This window comes from Vibrio sp. 378 (assembly GCF_033339435.1).
Genome location: NZ_JAWOUO010000871.1, coordinates 1 through 584 on the forward strand (window position 1 = coordinate 1; position 584 = coordinate 584).

1 protein-coding gene is annotated in these 584 nt (G+C 47.9%); it reads right to left on the reverse strand.

Annotation, left to right across the window (positions count from 1 at the left end; all coding sequences use genetic code 11):
- Positions 1-584, reverse strand: a 584-nt coding sequence (locus R7Q48_RS29330; RefSeq protein WP_318133879.1) for an L-lactate permease, incomplete at both ends; no start/stop codon positions are given.

Genomic DNA, 584 nt, shown 5'->3' on the forward strand with positions numbered 1-584 from the left:
GTTTTGCGCTACCGCTTTGCAATACAGCAGCAAGCAGAGCAACGAACACCAGTACACCACCAGGAAGGTAAAGCGGCTGAATGGCAGCGCTAACGCCTGTCTCGCCTAGAATGTTGCTAAACGACACGCTGACGCTTTGCAGTAGACCTTTAAACTCAGAGCTTACGCGGCTTGCTACCAAAATAACGGCCAGCATTACATAAGGAATCCACGCTTTTACCAAGCTCATTGGCTTACCAGGATTGTCGTGCAGATCCACTTTCAAAGAGCCTAGCCACTCTGCTGGCCATTTGTCTTCGCTTTCAAAATCCCATTTTGTTTTAGGAACTAGGAAACCTTTTTTCGCAGCAGTTACGACGATAGAAAGACCAACCAAACCACCAATCAGCGATGGAAACTCAGCGCCCAAGAACACGCCAGTTAATGCGTAAGGAACGGTAAATGACACACCTGCGAATAGCGCAAACGGTAGAATATCCAGACCTTCGCTCCAGCTTCTGTTCTTGCCGAAGAACCGTGTTAACATCATCGCCATCAATACAGGAATCATCGCTCCAACTACGGCATGAATTACGGCAACGTTA